Below are 18813 nucleotides of genomic sequence, written 5' to 3'. Positions count from 1 at the left end.
GGATCCTTCAGCTCAGCGGGACAGGCTCGCCAATCACGGGGGCCGCGGGCCGCGCCGCGTCGTCCACCGGTTCCGGCTCGGTCAGGATTTCCAGCGGAACTTCGGTCACTTCGCCCGTGGGCGATAGCCCGAGCAAGAACTGCCCTGTCCGTTCGCGATCAAACTGGGGGTCAGTGGCCTCGATGCACAGGAAGAAACGATCCTGGCTGGCGCGGGCGAAGCCGGGCACGTTGAACACCGGGTGATGAAGCCGCGGCAGACCGTTCAGCAGCAGCATCGACAGCACCGCCGCAAATGACGCCACCAGCACCAATACCTCGAACGTGATCGGTACATACGCCGGCCAACTGTTCAGCGGCCGCCCGCCGACATTCAGCGGGTAATCGACGCTTGATGTGTAGTACTGCATGAAGAAGCCGACCATGGCCCCTGTTACCCCGCCCAAGAAAACGATCGACGGAATTCGGCTGCGCTTCATGCCCAGCGCGGTTGCCAGCCCTGCGACGCAATACGGCGTGTACGCGTCCATGTCGCGATAGCCGGCTTCCCAACTGGCGCGCGTGGCGGCGAGAATCTCTTCGGGCGTGGCAAATTCCGCCATTAGGCCGTGCAGTGAGGAGTCGGCGTTCATCGTCCCTCCTCGTGTCCCTGCGACCCGGGCAACAGCGCGCGCATTTCGGACATCGAGATCAGCGGCAAGAGTCTGGCGAAGAGCAGGAAGGCCGTGAGGAACAGCCCGATCGATCCGAAGAAAGTCAGAAAGTCATAGATCGTGGGCTGAAACATGCCCCATGAAGAAGGCAAGTAATCGCGGTGCAGTGTCGTTGTGATGATGACATAGCGCTCGAGCCACATGCCGATGAGCACCCCGAGAGAGACCAAACACAGCACAAACTGGTTGCGGCGCAACGGCGGGATCCAAAACAGTTGCGGCACCACGGTGTTGCATAAAAAGACAGTCCACGCCAGCGTCGCGTATTGGCCGAACGCGCTTAAGCGATTCCAGTAGACGTATCGCTCGGCGGTCTCGTGTCCGAACCAGGATAGGAACTGCTCGCTGAGATATCCGTACGATGTAAGCAGGCTCGTGGCCAGCACGATCTTGGCCATCACCTCCAAGTGACTAATCGTGATGAAGTCTTGCAACCCATAGATGTGCCGGATCGGCACGCACAGCAGCAGCACCATCGCGAAACCGGAAAAGATCGCACCGGCGACGAAGTACGGCGGAAACACGGTCTCGTGCCAGCCAGGCATTATCGAAGCCGCAAAGTCGGAACTCACCACCGAGTGCACCGAAACGACCAGCGGCGTCGCCAGCCCCGCCAATAGCAAGTAGGTCGTCTCGTAGCGCTGCCAGTGCCGGGCCGAGTTCCGCCACCCCAACGCCAGTAAACCGTAGATAACCTGGCCGCGACGACTGGTCGCGCGGTCGCGCAGCGTCGCCAGATCCGGAAGCATTCCCATGTACCAGAACACTAGCGACACCGAGAAATAGGTGCTGACCGCGAATACGTCCCAAATCAGCGGGCTGCGGAATTGCGGCCACAGTCGCATCGTATTCGGATAGGGCAGCAGCCAATAGAAAAACCACGGGCGCCCCATGTGCAACAGGGGGAACATGCCCGCACACATGACAGCGAAGATTGTCATGGCCTCGGCAATGCGATTGATCGAGGTCCGCCAGCGCTGATGCAGCAACAGCAAGATCGCCGAGATCAGCGTCCCGGCGTGCCCGATGCCGATCCACCACACGAAGTCCGTGATGGCAAAACCCCAGGCCACGGGAATGTCGAGCCCCCAAATTCCGACCCCCATCATGAGCAAATAGCCGACGACGGCCAGAAACACCAGCAGCAGCGCGTTACTCGACGCGAAAGCCGCTAACCAGCCCAAGCCCGTGGGTCGCTCGAGCACGATGCCGCTAATCGTCGCCGTGACGGACTGACAATCGTGGCCGCGCGGCACATAGTCGGGGTGCTGCAGCGACGCTGCCGTCTCCAGCACCTCGGCGGGCCGCGCGGCGTTTGCCATGTCAGACTCCTTCGAGATCGGGATGTGGGTTGCGCAGCGCGGCCAGGTACGTCGTCCGCGGCACGGTGTTCAGGTCTTCCAGCAGCGCATACTGGAGCGGCGACTCTTTCGACCCCTTCACGACACTCGCCGCGTCATTGATGTCGCCGAATACGATGGCCTGCGTCGGGCAGGCCGCCTGGCAAGCGGTCAGCACCTCGCCGTCGACGATCGATCGCTGTTCGACGTCAGCGTCGATTTCCGCCCGGCGAATCCTCTGCACGCAGTACGTACACTTCTCCATCACGCCGCGCGAGCGAACCGTGACCTCGGGGTTGTATTGCAATCGCAATGTCTCGGTCTGGAAATCGGCGTAGGCCAGGAAATTGAAACGTCGGACTTTATACGGGCAATTATTGGAACAAAAGCGCGTCCCCACGCAGCGGTTGTAAATCATGTCGTTCAAGCCTTCGGCGCTATGTACCGTGGCCTCGACGGGACAAACATATTCGCAGGGGGCATTCTCGCAGTGCATGCAGGGGAGCGGTTGAAAATGGAAAGCCTCGGGTGCGTCCGCCGCTCCTTCGATATATCGATCGACGCGCAGCCAGTGCATCTCGCGGCCGGCCGCCACTTGCTCCTTGCCGACGACGGGAATGTTATTCTCCGCTTGGCAAGCGACGATGCAGGCGTTGCAGCCCACGCATGCCGTGAGGTCGATCGACATGCCCCATTTATGCTTGGGCGCTTCGTAGTCGTACGCCTGATAAAGCGTCAACGGCTCGTGCGCGCCGATCAGCATTTGCGCTCGTTCGCGCCGCTGCTCGCGCGTGGCGAAATCCGGCTCGGCACGGTACTCGCCGAGCGTGGCCGAAACGACCACGTGCCGGTCCTCCATCGCGTGATGACGCTGGGTGCAGGCCACCAATTCACGTTCCCCGGTGACGACAACTTTCAGGCCCGACGCGAACCAGGGCGCCGCGGATTGCCGCAGGGGATAGACGTCACTGCCGATCGTTTCCTTGGCTGTGCCGCCGATGCGACCGGCCCGCCGCCGACCGCCGCCCAAATAAACGGTCACCGTTCCGTCGGCATGGCCCGGCATCACCCAGCCGGGCGTTCGCACCGCTCGACCGTCTAATTGCAATTCCACAACCGGCATGTGATAGCCGCCATGCTCGCCGCCATGCGCGTAGGTTCCCTGGGCCAGGCCCAGTCGCCGGGCCGTGGCGGGACTCATGATCGCCGCATTGCCCCATGTCAATTGAGTCACCGGCTTCGGCAGTTCCTGCAGCCAACCGTTGTTCGCAAAGCGCCCGTCGTAAATCGTCGGGTCGGGCAGGAAAACGAGTTCCAGGTCGTCGCTATCGATCGCAGGCGCAGTCGCTGGCAGGGCTCTCGGCTTTGAGAGTTGTTGCTGCCAATTCTCAGCGAGTCGCACGGATTTCGGCTCGCGCCTCGAATCGGGAACCACGCCATCGTGCAACACAGTTTGCCAGCGCTGCTCGAATGCCTCGGCCGATGCCACATCATGCCAATGATCGCGCCAGGTTTCGCGGACGATGTCGCGTCCCGCCGTTTCGCGACCGTCAATAAGCAGCCCCAGTACTTCGTGCAGCGAGCGTCCCTCGTACAATGGCTCGATCAAGGGCTGCGCGATCGAGGCGGTTCCGTCGTAGGCCACGGCATCCGACCACGCTTCCAGATAATGGGCCTCGGGCAAGTGCCAATGGCACAGGTGAGAAGTTTCGTCTTCGTACAGGCTCACATGAATTCGTAAAGGAACTCGCGCGAGCGACTCGACCAGCGGCACGTCGGCAGGAGCCGTCAGTGCTGGGTTCCCGCCGAGCACCACCAGACAATCTACGTTGCCGCGTGCCATTTCTGCCGTCAGTTCGGCAAGCGACTGCATCGCTCCCGCGCTTGGCAACTCGTTCGCAGGAAGGTAACTCACCGTCTGCCCGACATTCCCTAATCGGTCGTTCATGGCATGCGCCAGCAGATGCACGCCGGCCGGTTGACGGTCGCCGGCCACGACGAGCGAGCGGCCGCGATGTTCCGTCAAGTCGCCGACGATCGCGGTCAACAATTTGTCGTGTGAGACAGCCGCGTCGCCGTCGACGGCTATCCCTAAGCGCGCGGCAATTGCTTGGGCCCAGGGGGCTATGTCCCTCCCGCGCACGGCCAGACGATGATCGGCTTTCGCGCCGGTGCAACTCACGGCGGTCTCGAGCATGTACAGCCGATTCATCGCGGCGTTTGGGGCATTGTCGCGACTCGTTCGCACACGTCGCCGCGCCGTAAAATCGCGCGCGTACCGCAAGTGGCCCGGCCCGGAGCAGAGAAAATCGGCATCCAACGCCAGTACGACGTCGGCGCGGCCGAACTCGTAACACGGATTCAGCACTTCCTCAAAGGCCAGCCGCGAGCCCTCGTGCGCGGCCGATCGATCGACGGCGTCATGCATGCACCATTTCGCCTGGGGATATCTTTTGAACAGGTCCGCCATCTGCCGGGCGAACGTCGGTGACGACACACTTTCCGTAATGATGCGCAGGCCGGCGCCCTGCCTGCTCTCTTGAAGAGTAAGGGCCGTCCGCAAGGCAGCGGTAGCGTCGCTCCAGGTGCGCGGCTGACCCGAATACGTCACCGCCGGCGATCGATCGGGATCGTAAAGCGTCAGCAATGACGCCTGATGCGCAGGGCTCGTCGCGCCGAGACTCGCCGGATGGTCGGGGTTCCCTTCGATCTTGATGGGGCGCCCCATGTAACTTTCGACCAACAGACCTACCGCGTCTCCCGCCAGCATCATTGTGGTGGCAAAGAACAACGGCCGGCCAGGAACGAGTTCTTCTGGGCGACGGACATACGGCACGATTTCGGTCGAGGGCGCCGGGCGGATCGAGCAGCCCGACACTCCCCCCAGGGCCAACGAGGCTCCCATCAGCGTGAGAAACTTGCGCCTGCTGAAGGCATCTGGCCAAATCGAAGCCTGGCTGGGAAATTCGTCGGCGACTAAACACTGAAACTCTTGCGACTCGGCGAGCTCTTCCAGGCTGCGCCAGAGCTGCTTGCCGCGCGCGCTGCTGGCCTGGTTTTGCAGCTCTGTAAGCCGTTGCCCCATGTTCTTACGGCAGCTCATCGATGGCACACTGAGCAACTTGTGAGGGTGACCGCGTCGTCCACGTCATATCGCTCCACAAGCTCTGGCCCCAATGTCGATTGATCGGCCGGACGCCGGTAAAGAATGTCGAAGATCTGTTCGCGCGGGCGAATTTGCCGTTCCGGATGGCGATGGCAATCCAGGCACCACTCCATCAGCAACGAGGCGCTTTGAAAGGTGAACGGCATCTCGTCGATCCGCCCGTGGCAGCTCGAGCAGCCGATGCCCTTCTGCACGTGGATGCTGTGATCGAAATAAACGAAATTCGGCAGGTTATGGACACGCCGCCAATGCAGAGGGGTATTCGCCTGGTAACTTTCGCGCACCGGCCGCAGCATGTTACTTCCCACCCAAATCTGCGAGTGGCAATTCATGCACGTCTTCGTATCCGGCAAACCGGCGAACGAGGATTCCTCAACCGATGTATGGCAGTAGCGGCAATCGATGCCCAGTACCCCCACATGGTGCTCGTGGCTGAAGGGGATTGCCTGATCGCGCATGATCCCCGCATCGGTGCCGTAGGACGAGCGAGTGAACGTCAGGCAAAACCACATCAACATAGGCGTCGCCAAGAACGACGCCAGAAGAATGGCGCGCGAGATAGCATTGGCGCTGCGCGGAAACACCTGCGGCATGCTCAACTCCCTGCGAAAACCGCCGCCGATTGCTCGCCCGCCCCGAAAAATGTCAACGCGCGTGCCTGCAAGTCGCATTCCAAACAGATGCAGCGATTGCTTAGGCTCTCGAATCCGAGCTAATTCCTGAGCATTCGCGAAGCTTACGGTCTAATTGGACGAGCGGCTTAACGAGCGATAGGTTCCACGGGAGTTCGGACCTGCAAGTTCCTTCGGCTTAAGCATCGGGAGGGGAGACCGATAGATAGTGGTGCACGCGCCGCGTTACACGTCGAGATTCCCGAATCACGACTTATGCTCCTCTAGACCTCAACATATGAGCTAGTCAGATATTGAATTCTCAAAACGCTGAGAACTGACGGGGGCGAGGACATGCTGGTGGCCTAACATCGACCATCGTGGCCCGAGGACGATCAATATAACCCTATGACTATGTGTTTCCGTTTCATAAAGGTTGCTCTAAGTCGAACGCCAACCATGGACGTTCGGGTTCAAGCATTCAGTTACTCAGGCGTCCTGGCATGCAGACGACATACAAGTCTCGACTACGATTTCACGGATCTACGGAGGGCTTACGACGGGAGATTCAGCGCATGCATGAAGCCTTCGACATTCGAGCATGCGTACTTTTTCTTCATCAATAGTCACATGAAGCGGGGCGGTATCGAATTTGCTGGCAATTGCTCGACGCCTCGAGCTTTCGTCGACGATCGCGACGTTATTAATCGCGGTCGCCCCATTCCATTGCGACAATAGGCTTGGGGCTTGATCGTCGTTCGCGCGATCATGTCCCGCGGCCGACCCATACCGGAAGTCGCAGTCGATGGAACGCCGAGCATTCAGCATTTACGGCGTCGTGCAAGGGGTGGGTTTTCGTCCCTTTGTGTGGAAACTCGCGCGTCAGCTTGATTTGCACGGGTTCGTAAGGAATACGCCGGGCGAAGTTCAAATCGAGATCGAGGGCGCATCCTCCGCCGTCGACCAGTTCTGCCAGGCGCTTTTGACCGAGGCACCTTCCCTGGCGAGGATTGATCGCTGGCATTGTCATGCCATCTCGTGTCGCGGCGACCAGGAGTTTCACATTGCGGAGAGCGAATGTCGCCACACAAGCGAGACGGTGATCACGCCTGATGCGGCCCTGTGCGACGACTGCCGGGCCGAATTATTCGACGCTGGAGACCGCCGCTACCGCTACCCATTTCTTAATTGTACGAACTGCGGTCCTCGACTGACGATTATCAGGTCCGCGCCCTACGATCGAGCGCGGACGACCATGAGCGCGTTCCCCTTGTGTCCGGCGTGCCAGCAGGAATACGACAATCCAGGCAATCGTCGCTTTCATGCGCAGCCGATTGCCTGCCCCGATTGCGGACCGCAACTGCAATTGCGCGACGCGCACGGCGCACGGCTGGCTGCTTCCGATGCCATCGTCGACCTGGTCGCGGCGATCCGGAAAGGCGAGATCGCGGCCATCAAAGGGCTGGGGGGTTATCACCTGGCCTGCGATGCCACGAGTGAAACGGCCGTCGCGATGCTGCGGGCGCGCAAGCATCGTGACAATAAACCGCTGGCCGTGATGGTGGGTAGCGCGGAACACGCCCAGCGTTATTGCCATATTTCGGCGGAAGAGCTGCGGCTGCTCTTGTCGCCGCGGGCGCCCATCGTGCTATTACGCCGGCGAAAAGATATCGCCAGCACCGATCAACTCGCGTCTTCCTTGGCCCCGGGCAATCCGTACCTCGGCGTCATGCTGCCCTACACGCCGTTGCATCATTTGTTGCTGCGCGCGGCGGGCCACCTGCCGCTGGTCATGACGAGTGGAAATCGCAGCGACGAGCCGATCGCCTATCAGGAGCCGGAGGTGTTCGAGCAACTCGGGAAGATCGCCGATCTTTATCTGACGCACAATCGCGAAATCCATATCCGTTGCGATGATTCCGTAACGCGCGTGATCGGCCGTCGAGAGCTAATCATTCGAAGGTCGCGCGGGTACGCGCCCGAGCCGATCCGCCTGCCGATGCCCGTCCCGCAGCCGATGTTGGCGGTCGGCGGTCAGTTGAAGGGGACGTTCGCGTTGGCCCAGCGGTCACAGGCGATCGTCAGCCATCACCTGGGCGATCTGGATCATTTTGAGGCGTACCGTGCCTTCGTTCGCGACGTCGGCCTTTACCAGCAGATGTTCGATGTTTGTCCGCAAACGTTGGTGCATGATCGGCATCCCGATTATCTCACCACGCGATATGCGCACGACCGGGGCGCGCGTGACGGACTGCGCTGTATCGGTGTACAACACCACCACGCGCACGTGGCGAGTTGCATGGCGGAGAATGATGTCCGCGAGCCGGTGATCGGTGTGGCCTTCGATGGGACTGGCTGGGGAAGCGACGGCGCGATTTGGGGCGGCGAGTTCCTGCTTACGGATTATGCCGACTACAAGCGGGTCGCACACCTGCGATACGTGCCGTTGGCTGGCGGCGAATCGGCCACTCGCGAGAACTGGCGCATGGCGGCGGCGTACTTACTGGATGCCGATTGTGATCTCGCGCCGCTGGCTTGCTGGTCGAGCGGCGACGCGGTGCGAACGTTGCGGCAAATGATCGACCGGAGGGTCAACTGCCCGCTGACTTCGAGCGCCGGTCGGTTGTTTGACGCGATTGCCGCCTTGCTGGGCGTGCGCGGCAAAACAACCTTCGAGGCGCAAGCCGCGATGGAACTGGAATGGCTGGCCACGGATGTGCCGATCGACGGAAGTTATCCGTTCGAGATCGCCCCGCCCGCCGACGGGGCCGGGTGGCCGATGGAACTTGACCTGCGCCCGACGATTCGCGCGATCACTCGAGAGGTGGCGCGTGGTATCGCGACAGCGCAGATCGCGCGCAGGTTCCACTCGACCATGGTCGAAATGATCGCCACGATGTGCGGACGCCTGCGCGATGCCAGTGGGCTTCGAACCGTCGCGCTCAGCGGCGGGGCGTTTGCGAACGCGCTACTGGCCGCCGAGAGTGAAGCGCGCCTAACGGCTGACGGCTTTCGCGTGCTGCGGCATTCCCAAGTGCCGACCAACGATGCGGGACTGAGCCTGGGGCAATTGGCCGTGGCCGCGGCGGTATTGCAGCAGAAATCGTCGCCGGCAGAGTCCGCAGTCGGCTCCCTCGCCCCAGGGCGCATGGCCGGAACTACTCGTCTTTCCACGTTCGAAATGGTTAATACTCCCTGAAAACTTTCGATCGCTTGGAGGAACCGCCCTCATGTGCCTGGGAATTCCCGGAAGAATAGTCGACACCTATCAGGAAAACGACATGCCGATGGGCAAGGTCGACTTCAGCGGCATTCAAAAACGCATCTGTCTGGCCCACACACCGGCGGCGACCACTGGGCAGTACGTGATTGTACACGTCGGATTTTCGCTCCAGGTGATCGACGAAGACGAAGCGCGGCAAGTATTCAACTTTCTCGAGCGGATGAACGAGTTGAGTGAATTGCGATCCGACGGTGAAGTCGACAGTGGGCCTGACTCCTCCGATTTCGCCAAACCCGCTCCGACAATAAGGGAGACGGACCCATGAAATTCCAAGACGAATATCGCGATCCGGTCGCCGCCGAGCGGATCTGCACCGCGATCAAGAAAGTCACCACGCGTCCCTGGACGATCATGGAAGTCTGCGGCGGCCAGACGCACACCATCGTGAAGTATGGCATCGACGAGTTGCTGCCGCACGAGATCGAGTTGGTGCATGGCCCGGGCTGCCCGGTGTGCGTAACGCCTTTGGAGATCATCGACAAGGCGATCGAGATCGCCTCCCGGCCGGGGGTGATTTTCTGCTCGTTCGGCGACATGCTACGGGTGCCCGGGAGCGATCGCGATTTATTCGCGGTGAAAGCCACTGGTGGCGACGTGCGGATTGTCTATTCACCGCTCGATTGTCTGACGATCGCGGAAAGGAATCCTGATCGCACCGTGGTGTTCTTTGCCGTCGGCTTCGAGACCACGGCTCCGGCGAACTCCATGGCCGTATATCAGGCGAAGAGGCGGAACATCAAGAACTTTGCCGTGCTCGTGTCGCACGTGCTCGTGCCGCCCGCGATGACGGCGATTCTTTCGTCCCCTCGCAATCGAGTGCAGAGCTTCCTCGCCGCGGGGCACGTCTGCGCGGTGATGGGTTACGAGGAGTATCTGCCGATCGCCGAAGAGTTCAAGATTCCGATCGTGGTCACTGGCTTCGAGCCGCTCGATCTGCTGGAAGGCATTTATCGCTGTGTGTGCATGCTGGAAGAGGGACGCATCGGCGTCGAAAACCAGTACACGCGGGCGGTCCGTCGCGAAGCCAATCTGCCGGCGGTGGAACTGATCCGCGAAGTGTTCGAGATCTCGGACCGTAAATGGCGCGGCATCGGCGGCATTCCCCAAAGCGGCTTCCGACTGACCCCGGCATATGCCGAGTTCGACGCCGAGCGACGCTATGCGGTCGACCATCTGGAAGTCGCGGAATCGAAAGAGTGCGTTAGCGGACTGATTCTGCAGGGATTGCTTAAGCCGCACGACTGTCCCGCATTCGGAAAGACGTGTACGCCCGAAAGTCCCTTGGGGGCGACAATGGTTTCGTCCGAGGGGGCCTGTGCCGCCTATTACCACTACGGACGTTTTCGCGGCGAGAGGCAACCGGAAACGGTCTACACCATTCAGGGCCAGGAACCGTCGCCATGTCGGGTCTAGAGAACGGTGATATTTCTGCGCTGTCGTGCCCCGTGCCGCGCACCGATTACGAGCGTGTGCTGTTGGGGCATGGGAGCGGCGGCAAGATGACCGCCGATCTGATTGAGCGCGTCTTTTTGCCGGCGTGGGACAACGGGATCTTAACGGCTCTTGAGGATCAGGCGACGTTTTATTTGAGTTCTAGTCATTTGAGTCATGGCCGTTCGCGTGATGCACAGGCGTCACACACCAATGGTCATCGCGGCCCACGCGTGGCCTTCACGACGGACTCGTTTGTGGTGCGGCCGCTGTTCTTTCCTGGTGGCGACATTGGCAAGCTGGCCGTGCATGGCACCGTGAATGATCTGGCCGTAGGCGGGGCAATTCCGCAAGTATTGTCGGCCGCCTTCATCCTGGAGGAGGGACTGCCGATTGCTGATCTCGAGCGCGTCGTGGCATCAATGCGCGAGGCGTGCCTCGAGGCCCAGGTCGAACTCGTCACGGGGGATACGAAGGTCGTCGATCGTGGCAAAGGAGATCAGATCTTTATTACGACCTCTGGCATTGGCGTCGTGCCCGAGGATCGAAATCTGTCGATCCATAATGCCCGGCCGGGGGATCACATCCTGATTTCGGGCACGATCGGCGATCACGGCATCGCCATTCTTTCGGTGCGCGAGGGGCTGGAATTCGAAACGCGCCTGGAAAGCGATACGGCTCCACTTTGCGGCTTGACCGAGGCCATGCTGACGACCGGGGCCAATATTCGCGCAATGCGCGACCCGACGCGGGGTGGCGTTTCCAGCACGCTGAACGAGCTGGCCCAGGCCTCGCAGGTGGGAGTGCGGCTGATCGAGTCGGCACTGCCCATGCGAAATGAAGTGCGTGGGGCATGCGAAATGCTCGGGCTTGATCCGCTGTACGTTGCCAACGAGGGAAAGCTGATTGCCGTGGTCGCGGCCGAGGATGCTGAGCGAGTACTGGCCGCGATGCGCGAGCATCCGCTGGGGAGGCAGGCCGCCGATATCGGCGAAGTGATCGCCGATCATCCAGGCATGGTGACTTTGAAATCAGTGGTGGGCGGCGAACGGGTCGTAACGATGTTGGCAGGAGAGCAATTACCGCGTATTTGTTGACGGCGGGGCCATCTCAAGAAAGTTAACGGTCGCCTGTGGTGAAACTTGCGCAGCAAACCGACGCCGTGAGTAGTATGGCCGCGGAGGCACCCCGCAAGGCCTCAAGCCAGATTCTCAGCGACGAGCGGAACGAAGCCCTCGATGCCCTGAATCGGTCTACCGCGCAACTCTTCTTTTCCGGCGCCGCGGCTGGACTTGAAATTGGCTTTAGCCTGTTTCTGATGGCCACTGTCCATGAGCTGTGCGCGGGGCAACTTCCCGCGCCAGTCGTGCAGCTTCTGATGGCCAATATGTATTCATTCGGCTTCGTATTAGTGGTATTGGGACGGTCCGAGCTTTTTACGGAGCAGACCAGCCTGGCCGTAATGCCGGTCATCAGCGGTCAGGCCTCGTTCACGTCGCTGATTCGGTTGTGGTCGGTGATCTTTGTGGCCAACGTTCTGGGAGCCGGAGCTTTCGCCTGCGCAGCGGCTTTCGTTGGTCCGGCGCTGGGCACTTTTGACGCCGAGACGTTGGGTTCGATCGCCCATCGCATGACCGACCATCCGGCGATTGCCATCGTTTGTAGCGGCATCTTGGCAGGCTGGCTGATGGGGCTGTTGTCTTGGGTCGTGGCCGCCGGACGTGACACTATCAGCCAAATTGTCATCGTCTGGCTCGTGACCGCGGCCATCGGGCTGGCCCAATTGCACCACGTCGTGCTCGGTAGCGCGGAGGTGCTAGCCGGCGTGTTTGCGAATACGGATGTCACGATCGCCGATTTCGGACATTTTTTATTGTGGACCACCGTGGGGAACGCCCTGGGAGGTCCATTTTTTGTGGCCCTGTTGAAGTCCGTTCATTCCAGCAAGGATCAATCGCGACAAACGCAGTTCTCATTTCGGAAAGGATAGCAGCCATGGCACAACAGAATGGACATTTTGCGGGCCACGTTCCGGCAGTGAAAGAAGTGCACATCATATGGCTGACGGCGGGCCTGGGCTGCGACGGCGACTCTGTTTCGATCACCGCGGCAACGCAGCCGAGCATCGAGGACCTGGTGATGGGCGCCTTTCCAGGGCTGCCCAAGGTGCATCTGCACAACCCGGTGCTGGCCTATGAAAACGGTGACGAGTTCATGCGGTTCTTTTACCAGGCGGCCGAGGGGCGGCTCGATCCGTTTGTGTTCGTGGTCGAAGGATCGATTCCCAACGAGACCATCAAGAAGGAAGGCTACTGGGCCGCACAAGGGACCGACAAGCATACCGGCCAGCCGATCACGACCTGCGAGTGGATCGATCGATTGGCGCCCAAAGCATGGGCCATCGTCGCGATCGGCACCTGCGCGGCTTATGGCGGCATTCACGCGATGGAGGGAAATCCGACGGGATGCATGGGGCTGGCGGACTACTTGGGTTGGAATTTCAAGTCCAAAGCAGGATTGCCGATCGTGAATGTCCCGGGCTGTCCTGTGCAGCCCGACAATTTCATGGAAACCGTGTTGCACTTGCTGTACCACGCGGCGGGCCTGGCGCCGGCGCCCCCCTTGGACGATCAACTGCGTCCGCTGTGGCTCTTCGGCAAAACTGTACACGAGGGGTGCGATCGGGGTGGGTACTACGAGCAGGCCCAATTTGCCACGGCGTACGGACAGCCGGAATGCCTGGTCAAGCTCGGCTGCTGGGGACCAGTCGTGAATTGCAACGTTACGAAGCGCGGCTGGATGGCGGGCATTGGTGGCTGCCCCAACGTCGGCGGCATTTGCATCGGCTGCACGATGCCGGGCTTCCCCGACAAGTTCATGCCGTTTATGGACGAGCCGCCGGGAGCGCGGCTCTCATCGACGGCCATTGGCCTCTACGGCCGACTGATTCGCTCACTGCGAAAGTACACCAATCATTCCTCGAACAAAGAGCCGAAATGGCGCCATCGGGGCCAATTGACCACCGGCTACAAACCAACGACTTACGGGACGAAATAGCTACGAATCACACACCCGGCGGCGCAGGACTGGTTCGTCGCCCGGCACGCAAAAGGAGCTTCTTCATGGCAACTACCACCGAGCGGCAGGGCGATACCAAACGCCGTAACCTCGTCGAGATGTCGTGGGATCCGATTACGCGCATCGTGGGTAGCCTGGGCATTTTTACCAAGATCGATTTCGATAATCGCGAGGTGGTGGAATGCCATGCCACGAGCTCGATCTTTCGTGGCTACAGCATCTTCATGAAAGGGAAAGACCCGCGCGACGCCCATTTCATCACCAGCCGGATCTGCGGCATTTGCGGTGACAATCACGCCACCTGCTCGGTCTACGCCCAGAACATGGCTTATGGAATTCGCCCGCCCGATATTGCCGAATGGATCGTGAATCTGGGCGAGGCCGCGGAGTATATGTTCGACCACAACATCTTCCAGGACAACCTGGTGGGTGTCGACTTCTGCGAACAGATGGTCAAAGAGACGAACCCTAGCGTGCTACAACGCGCGGAGAACACGCCTTCGCCCAATGGCGACCTGCACGGATTCAAGACAATTGCCGACATCATGCGCGCCTTGAATCCGTTCACGGGGGTCTTCTACCGCGAGGCATTGCAGATGAGCCGCATGACCCGCGAGATGTTCTGCCTGATGGAAGGGCGGCACGTGCATCCTTCGACGATCTATCCCGGTGGCGTGGGAACGGTGCCGTCGATCCAACTGTTTTCGGAATACCTGGTGCGGTTGATGAAGTATGTCGAGTTCATGAAGAAAGTCGTCCCATTGCACGACGATCTGTTCGACTTCTTCTACGAAGCGCTACCGGGTTATGAGAAGGTCGGCGAGCGACGTATCCTGCTCGGCTGTTGGGGATCTTTCCAGGATCCCAAGATCTGCGACTACACGTACAAGAACATGGAAAAATGGGGCAACGCCATGTACGTCACGCCGGGCGTCGTTGTCGATGGCCAACTGGTCACCACGAGCCTGGTTGATATCAACCTGGGGCTGCGCATCTTGCTGGGCAGCTCGTTCTATGACGACTGGCAGCAAAGCGGCGAAACCTTCGTACCCAATGACCCGCTAGGGAATCCGGTCGACAAGCGGCATCCTTGGAATCAGACCACGATTCCGCGTCCCCAAAAACGCAATTTCCAGGACAAGTACACGTGGGTGATGTCGCCGCGTTGGTTCGATAAGCGGACTAACGATTATCTGGCGCTCGACACCGGTGGCGGACCGATTGCCCGGCTGTGGGCGACGGCCTTGGCGAACAAGGTCGACGTCGGTTACGTGCAAGCAACTGGCAAGAGCGTCAAGATTCGCCTGCCGAAGACGGCCATGCTGCCTGAGAAGGAATTCGAATGGAAGATACCGCGCTGGAGCAATGCGCTCGAGCGTGATCGGGCGAGAACGTACTTTCAGGCTTATGCGGCCGCGATGGCACTCTACTTCGTCGAACGCGCTCTTGAGGAAATCCATAAGGGACACAACAAGACGTTTACCGAATTTACCGTGCCGGACGAAGCGATCGGTTGCGGCTTCCATGAAGCGGTGCGCGGCGTGCTCTCGCACCACTTGGTGATTCGCGACAAGAAGATAGCGAACTATCATCCGTACCCCCCCACGCCCTGGAACGGCAGCCCACGCGATTGTTACGGGACGCCCGGGCCTTATGAGGACGCGGTGCAGGGGACGCCGATCTTCGAAGAAAACGGTCCCGACAATTTCAAGGGGATCGACATCATGCGTGCCGTCCGCAGCTTCGATCCTTGCCTCCCCTGCGGGGTACACATGTACTCGGGCCAGGGGAAGTTGCTGAACGAGGTTCGTCACGTACCAATGCTGGGGGTGCAAACTCATTGAGCGCGTTGCTGCGGTGTGCCGGGTCCTTCAATCAACGACCGGAGGTATCTATGACCGACCAGCCTAAGTTGGCCGACTCGATTGAGCGCATCGATCAGCTCATCGACGAGATTGAGAGCGTCGCGGATCCTGCGGCACAGAGCCAAATGCGCGAGCTCGTACAATGTATTCTCGATTACCACGGCGCGGCCGTGGGACGCATGATGCAATTGCTGCAGAATACGCCTGGCGAGACGGCGACGACTGTCGAGCGGTTGGCCGGCGACGAATTGGTAGCGAGCCTGCTCTTGTTGCACGGCTGCCATCCCGAGGATTTCGCAGAGCGCGTGTCTCAAGCGCTGTCGCGCGTGCGGCCGATGCTGGCCGCGCACGGAGGTGACGTAGAACTGTTGCGAATTGCCGACGGCGTCGTGCAGTTAAGACTGTTAGGCAATTGCCACGGCTGTCCGTCTTCGACGGCGACCATGAGGGCACACGTTGAGCAAGCGATTTACGAGCTGGCCCCGGAAACTGTCGGCCTCGAAGTCGAAGGGGCAATCCCGGCCGCTGCCGCGGCGCCGGCCGGATTCGTACCTCTTGAGCAGCTCTCTTGGCAGTGATCTCTTGGGCTGGAGAAAATATGTCCCTCAATGCTTCGACCAGCGGCCTGGCCGCTTTGCGACGATTTGCCAGACCCGCGCCGATTACGAACGAGAAGTGCGAACTGTGCAGCGCCGCCATTGCGGCCGAGCACGGGCATCTTGTCGAGCGGGCCAACGGCCGCGTGCTATGCGTGTGCGAGCCGTGCGCGATCCTGTTTGGCAACCAGGTCGCGCAGAAGTATTGCCGGGTGCCGCGCACGATCGCGCGACTCGCGGGTTTTGCGATGGACGATGCCCAATGGAATAACCTGGGCATTCCCATCGGGTTGGCGTTCTTGTTTCATTCGTCGGTCGAAGGGGGCATCGTGGCCGTTTACCCTTGCCCGGTCGGGCCCATGCGTTCGCAACCCTCTGCCGAGGCGTGGGCCGATGTGGTGGCGTGCAATCCGTCGCTGGCCACACTCGAACATGATACCGAAGCGCTGCTGATTCATCGCATCCATCCCGCGCGCGCGTATTTTCGTGCACCCCTCGACGAGTGCTACAAGCTGGTGGGACTGGTGCGCTCGCGGTGGCGCGGCGTTAGCGGCGGCACGGAAGTGTGGGAAACGATTGCCGATTACTTCCAGGCGCTTCACCGGCGTGCGAGTACCGATGCCTGACCTTTCCTTTCAAATTGAATCCGTGCAACCGGCGCAATTCGCGGCGGTGCCGCAACTGCTGTTTCAGTTGCGCATTCGCGATGGCGAAACAGCGGCGATGGCAACCGTGCAATCCCTATCCCTCAACGTGCAGATTCGCATCGAGCCGACGCGGCGTGGTTACCAAGGTGTCGATGCCCCGGGCCTGCGTGATTTGTTTGGCGATCCACTGCGTTGGGGAGCCACGATGCGCAGCCTACTGTGGACGCATGTCACATGTGTGGTGCCCGCCTTCACGGGCGAGACAATATTCGACCTGTCGATTCCCTGCAGCTTCGATTTCAATGTCGCTGCCACGAAATACTTCGCTTCGCTCGAGGCGGGCGACATTCCGTTGTGCTTCCTGTTCAGTGGAACGATGTTCTACCAGAGTGCGCGTGGGCTGCAGGCGGGCCAGATCTCTTGGGAGAAAGAAGCTGTGTTTCGTCTGCCGGCCGAGACCTGGCACGAGTTGATGCGACGCCATTTTCCCGATGCCGTGTGGCTGAACATCCCGCGAGACTTGTTTGCAGAATTGCAGGAATTCAAGAATCGGCAGGGGCTGCCATCCTGGGATCAGGCACTCGCGCGGCTCTTGACCCAAGCGGATCGGAACGAAGTTCGGACTTAGCAATATGGATACCACGAAGCTTGATCGGCTGATCGACGCCCTTGTGTACGAAGGGTATTTGCTTTACCCATATCGCCCCGCGATCAAGAACCAGGTCCGTTGGACGTTCGGAGGTGTGTACCCGCGCTCGTGGAGCGAGGCGGAGCCGGGACGCGATCGCTGGCGAACGCGGGCGAACCTGCTGCACGACGGTGTCCCAGCAGTGCTGGAAATCCAAGTCCGCTTTCTACAGATCGTCGATCGCGTCATAGCAGTTCAAGCCGGAGATGATTGGGATGTGGTGCCATGCTTGACCGTCGACGACACGCAATACCATAGCTGGCAAGAGTGCCGTGAACGGCGCGTAGAACTTTCCCTGAATCTGCGGAATGTTCTTGCGCAAAAGCTCAGCCACCGGTTCGCATTTTCCGCCGATGAGTCGCGCAAAGAAATTCTCGCGCTGAACGGACAGACCGCAGGCATGTTGATCCGGCGGCAGGTCGCGGTACGGGGGCGGATCGAAATCTTGGCCTCGCCTGTGGGCGAAAATGCGTCGCTCATCGAGATTTCGGTTGCCAATGAAACCGAAATGCCGGCTTCGGCCGAAGCTCCGCAGCAATCCGCGGTGAGTGCGAGTGCGGCCGATCGTGCCGCGGCCTCATCACGAGCGCTGGCTGCAACGCACGCGGTCGTTCGTACGTGTGGCGGCCAGTTTGTCTCGTCGATCGATCCCTCGCCGGAGTATCGGGCGGTGATTGATAGTCACCCATCGGACGGGTTGTGGCCTGTGCTTGTCGGACCGGACGAGGCGCGTGACACGATGCTTTGCTCACCGATCATTTTGTACGACTATCCGCAAATTGCCGAGGAGAGCCACGGCGACTTCTTCGACGCGACCGAAATTGACGAGATGCTGACGCTGCGGGTATTGACGCTGAGCGACGACGAGAAGCGGCAAGTCGCGGCGTTTGACGAACGCGGTCAGGCACTGCTGAATCGAACCCGCGCGTTGGCAGAGCGCCAACTGGCCACTCTGCACGGAGTTACGCGACAACTCGGAAGCGGTGAAAGCTGACTGTCATGAACGATCCCTGGGACTTTTCCGAGCGGCGGATTCTGGAATGCGTGCAGGCCGGCCCTTACGAGCTGCGCCTTGGAGACCGGGTACGCATTCGGCCCCGCGCGCGAGCTGATATTTTTGACATGGCCTTGGCCGGCAAAAGCGCGACGATCGACAGCATCGAGCAAGATTTCGAAAACCGCGTCTATCTGGCGTTGACGATCGACGACGATCCCGGGGCCGATCTGGGGCAGGCGCGGATGATCGGCCATCGGTTTTTCTTTGCGCCGGAGGAAGTAGAACCCGTCTCGACCGACGTGGAAGCATGAATTGCAGGTGATGCGGGAATGGCAATGTCGAACAAGATCTTGATCGCCGGCGTGGGAAATATCTTTCTCGGGGACGACGCGTTCGGCG

General features: G+C 60.4%; 16 protein-coding genes. 12 read left to right on the top strand and 4 right to left on the bottom strand.

Annotated elements, in window-relative coordinates; all coding sequences use genetic code 11:
* Nucleotides 1-7 precede the first annotated feature (7 nt).
* The 4 genes from VGN12_12605 to VGN12_12590 are packed head-to-tail and all read right to left on the bottom strand — an operon-like array spanning nt 8 to nt 5811.
* Nucleotides 8-631, bottom strand: coding sequence for a DUF3341 domain-containing protein (locus tag VGN12_12605; GenBank protein ID HEY4310283.1), 624 nt, complete (start codon nt 629-631; stop codon nt 8-10).
* Entirely contained in the window at nt 628-2034 is a 1407-nt protein-coding gene (nrfD, locus tag VGN12_12600; GenBank protein ID HEY4310282.1) for an NrfD/PsrC family molybdoenzyme membrane anchor subunit, read from the bottom strand. Before nrfD ends, VGN12_12605 begins: the two co-directional genes overlap by 4 nt.
* A gap of 1 nt (nt 2035) precedes the next feature.
* Complete coding sequence (locus tag VGN12_12595) at nt 2036-5155, bottom strand: TAT-variant-translocated molybdopterin oxidoreductase (GenBank protein HEY4310281.1); 3120 nt, start codon at nt 5153-5155, stop codon at nt 2036-2038.
* The gene (locus tag VGN12_12590) at nt 5152-5811 is read right to left on the bottom strand and encodes a cytochrome c3 family protein (protein HEY4310280.1); all 660 of its coding nucleotides are present in this window, start codon (nt 5809-5811) and stop codon (nt 5152-5154) included. Before VGN12_12590 ends, VGN12_12595 begins: the two co-directional genes overlap by 4 nt.
* Before the next feature lie 823 nt (nt 5812-6634).
* Between VGN12_12590 and hypF the strand changes: the two genes are divergently transcribed.
* The 12 genes from hypF to VGN12_12530 all read left to right on the top strand — a co-directional run bounded on the left by hypF (nt 6635) and on the right by VGN12_12530 (nt 18725).
* Nucleotides 6635-9028, top strand: a complete 2394-nt coding sequence (gene hypF, locus VGN12_12585) for a carbamoyltransferase HypF (GenBank protein ID HEY4310279.1) — start codon at nt 6635-6637, stop codon at nt 9026-9028.
* A 31-nt stretch (nt 9029-9059) separates the two neighbouring features.
* Nucleotides 9060-9377 carry a HypC/HybG/HupF family hydrogenase formation chaperone gene (locus VGN12_12580; GenBank protein ID HEY4310278.1) on the top strand — a complete coding sequence of 106 codons (318 nt, stop codon included), beginning with the start codon at nt 9060-9062 and terminating at the stop codon, nt 9375-9377.
* Nucleotides 9374-10525: a hydrogenase formation protein HypD gene (hypD, locus tag VGN12_12575; protein ID HEY4310277.1), complete on the top strand. Its 1152-nt coding sequence runs from the start codon at nt 9374-9376 to the stop codon at nt 10523-10525. The genes VGN12_12580 and hypD overlap by 4 nt, the downstream gene beginning before the upstream one ends.
* Complete coding sequence (hypE, locus tag VGN12_12570) at nt 10513-11640, top strand: hydrogenase expression/formation protein HypE (protein HEY4310276.1); 1128 nt, start codon at nt 10513-10515, stop codon at nt 11638-11640. The genes hypD and hypE overlap by 13 nt, the downstream gene beginning before the upstream one ends.
* A gap of 74 nt (nt 11641-11714) precedes the next feature.
* Nucleotides 11715-12533, top strand: a complete 819-nt coding sequence (locus VGN12_12565; GenBank protein HEY4310275.1) for a formate/nitrite transporter family protein — start codon at nt 11715-11717, stop codon at nt 12531-12533.
* Between the two features lie 5 nt (nt 12534-12538).
* Nucleotides 12539-13600, top strand: a complete 1062-nt coding sequence (locus VGN12_12560; GenBank protein HEY4310274.1) for a hypothetical protein — start codon at nt 12539-12541, stop codon at nt 13598-13600.
* A 65-nt stretch (nt 13601-13665) separates the two neighbouring features.
* On the top strand, nt 13666-15465 hold the full coding sequence (locus VGN12_12555) for a nickel-dependent hydrogenase large subunit (protein HEY4310273.1): 1800 nt from the start codon (nt 13666-13668) through the stop codon (nt 15463-15465).
* A 50-nt stretch (nt 15466-15515) separates the two neighbouring features.
* Nucleotides 15516-16064, top strand: a complete 549-nt coding sequence (locus tag VGN12_12550) for a NifU family protein (protein HEY4310272.1) — start codon at nt 15516-15518, stop codon at nt 16062-16064.
* A 20-nt stretch (nt 16065-16084) separates the two neighbouring features.
* The gene (locus VGN12_12545) at nt 16085-16708 is read left to right on the top strand and encodes a DUF5947 family protein (GenBank protein ID HEY4310271.1); all 624 of its coding nucleotides are present in this window, start codon (nt 16085-16087) and stop codon (nt 16706-16708) included.
* The gene (locus tag VGN12_12540) at nt 16701-17357 is read left to right on the top strand and encodes a DUF6084 family protein (GenBank protein HEY4310270.1); all 657 of its coding nucleotides are present in this window, start codon (nt 16701-16703) and stop codon (nt 17355-17357) included. The genes VGN12_12545 and VGN12_12540 overlap by 8 nt, the downstream gene beginning before the upstream one ends.
* A 4-nt stretch (nt 17358-17361) precedes the next feature.
* Nucleotides 17362-18411, top strand: coding sequence for a hypothetical protein (locus VGN12_12535; protein HEY4310269.1), 1050 nt, complete (start codon nt 17362-17364; stop codon nt 18409-18411).
* 5 nt (nt 18412-18416) lie between these two features.
* Nucleotides 18417-18725, top strand: coding sequence for a hypothetical protein (locus VGN12_12530; protein HEY4310268.1), 309 nt, complete (start codon nt 18417-18419; stop codon nt 18723-18725).
* Nucleotides 18726-18813 lie beyond the last annotated feature (88 nt).

It is taken from the genome of Pirellulales bacterium (assembly GCA_036499395.1).
Lineage (GTDB): Bacteria > Planctomycetota > Planctomycetia > Pirellulales > JACPPG01 > JACPPG01.
Note: the sequence above shows the minus strand (reverse complement) of the source record. Positions and strands in the feature narration are given on the sequence as shown.

Bases quoted from the DNA above. Each gene is read 5' to 3' on its own strand.
- VGN12_12605 (HEY4310283.1), bottom strand. From the start codon at position 631: ATGAACGCCGACTCCTCACTGCACGGCCTAATGGCGGAATTTGCCACG.
- nrfD (HEY4310282.1), bottom strand. From the start codon at position 2,034: ATGGCAAACGCCGCGCGGCCCGCCGAGGTGCTGGAGACGGCAGCGTCG.
- VGN12_12595 (HEY4310281.1), bottom strand. From the start codon at position 5,155: ATGAGCTGCCGTAAGAACATGGGGCAACGGCTTACAGAGCTGCAAAAC.
- VGN12_12590 (HEY4310280.1), bottom strand. From the start codon at position 5,811: ATGCCGCAGGTGTTTCCGCGCAGCGCCAATGCTATCTCGCGCGCCATT.
- hypF (HEY4310279.1), top strand. From the start codon at position 6,635: ATGGAACGCCGAGCATTCAGCATTTACGGCGTCGTGCAAGGGGTGGGT.
- VGN12_12580 (HEY4310278.1), top strand. From the start codon at position 9,060: ATGTGCCTGGGAATTCCCGGAAGAATAGTCGACACCTATCAGGAAAAC.
- hypD (HEY4310277.1), top strand. From the start codon at position 9,374: ATGAAATTCCAAGACGAATATCGCGATCCGGTCGCCGCCGAGCGGATC.
- hypE (HEY4310276.1), top strand. From the start codon at position 10,513: ATGTCGGGTCTAGAGAACGGTGATATTTCTGCGCTGTCGTGCCCCGTG.
- VGN12_12565 (HEY4310275.1), top strand. From the start codon at position 11,715: ATGGCCGCGGAGGCACCCCGCAAGGCCTCAAGCCAGATTCTCAGCGAC.
- VGN12_12560 (HEY4310274.1), top strand. From the start codon at position 12,539: ATGGCACAACAGAATGGACATTTTGCGGGCCACGTTCCGGCAGTGAAA.
- VGN12_12555 (HEY4310273.1), top strand. From the start codon at position 13,666: ATGGCAACTACCACCGAGCGGCAGGGCGATACCAAACGCCGTAACCTC.
- VGN12_12550 (HEY4310272.1), top strand. From the start codon at position 15,516: ATGACCGACCAGCCTAAGTTGGCCGACTCGATTGAGCGCATCGATCAG.
- VGN12_12545 (HEY4310271.1), top strand. From the start codon at position 16,085: ATGTCCCTCAATGCTTCGACCAGCGGCCTGGCCGCTTTGCGACGATTT.
- VGN12_12540 (HEY4310270.1), top strand. From the start codon at position 16,701: ATGCCTGACCTTTCCTTTCAAATTGAATCCGTGCAACCGGCGCAATTC.
- VGN12_12535 (HEY4310269.1), top strand. From the start codon at position 17,362: ATGGATACCACGAAGCTTGATCGGCTGATCGACGCCCTTGTGTACGAA.
- VGN12_12530 (HEY4310268.1), top strand. From the start codon at position 18,417: ATGAACGATCCCTGGGACTTTTCCGAGCGGCGGATTCTGGAATGCGTG.